Source organism: Pseudomonas sp. KSR10 (assembly GCF_022355455.1).
Classification (GTDB): Bacteria; Pseudomonadota; Gammaproteobacteria; order Pseudomonadales; family Pseudomonadaceae; genus Stutzerimonas; species Stutzerimonas stutzeri_E.
Map to the genome: position 1 here is coordinate 1 of NZ_JAKOEN010000008.1, position 1,247 is coordinate 1,247.

1 protein-coding gene is annotated in these 1,247 nt (G+C 61.7%); it reads left to right on the plus strand.

The genetic code is table 11. The annotated features are described in order from the left end of the window. On the plus strand, positions 1-1,168 hold a 1,168-nt coding region (locus MCB86_RS03045; RefSeq protein ID WP_239609707.1), incomplete at its 5' end, for an OprD family porin. Between the last annotated feature and the right edge of the window lie 79 nt (positions 1,169-1,247).

Here is a 1,247-nt window from a genome sequence, read left to right on the forward strand (position 1 = left end):
AGGCTTCGTCGACGACACCAAGATCACCGTCAATGCGCGCAACTTCTACATCGGCCGCGAATTCCGCGACGATTCGATCACCGACCGCAGCAAAGCCGAGGAATGGACCCAGAGCTTCATACTCAACATCCAGTCCGGCTATACCCCGGGCCCGGTCGGCTTTGGCGTTGACGTGCTCGCCGGTCTGGCGGTCAAACTCGATGGCGGTGGCGGTACCTACGGCACCGGCTTGCTGCCGCGTCATAGCGATGGTCGTCCGGCCGATGATTTCGGTCGTCTGGGCGTCGCGGCGAAAGCCAAGTTTTCCAATACCGAGCTGAAAATCGGCGAAATGATGCCGGTACTGCCGATCCTGCGCGCCGACGACGGCCGTTCGCTGCCGCAGACCTTCGAGGGCGGCATGGTCACCTCGCGCGAAATCGATGGCCTGACCCTCAGCGGCGGTCAGTTCCGTCAGAACAGCCCGCGCGACGACGCCAGCATGGAAGACATGAGCTACGGCGGTGGCGTCTCCGACCGCTTCAACTACCTGGGTGGCGAATACGCCTTCAATGAAAAGCGCACCACCGTAGGGTTGTGGACTGCCGAGCTGAAGGACGTCTACGAACAGCAGTACGTTCAGCTGCTGCACACTCAGCCGTTGGGCTCCGACCTGGCCCTGACCGCCAACCTGGGCTACTTCCAGGGGGACGAGGACGGCAGCGCGCTGGCAGGCGAGCTGGACAACAAGACCTACTCCGGTCTGTTCGGTCTGAAAACTGGTGGCAACACGTTCTACGTCGGCCTGCAGAAAGTCAGCGGCGATACCGGCTGGATGCGCGTCAACGGCACCAGCGGCGGCTCGCTGGCCAACGATAGCTTCAACAATTCCTACGACAACGCCGGCGAACGCTCCTGGCAGGTGCGTCACGACTATAACTTCGCCGCCATGGGTGTGCCGGGTCTGACCCTGATGAACCGCTACATCAGCGGCGACAATATCAAGACCGCCGCCGACGACGATGCCAAGGAATGGGGCCGCGAAACCGAACTGGCCTACACCGTCCAGAACGGCCCGGCGAAGAACCTCAACATCAAGTGGCGCAACTCGAGCTTCCGCTCCCAGGCCAACACCCGTGACCTGGACGAGAACCGCCTGATCTTCAACTACCCGATCTCCATCTTGTAAGCGGCATCCACCACGCTGGACGCAACGCTCCTCGCTCCTGTTGCGGAAACTTTCGCCCGTCCTCGTGACGGGCTTTTTT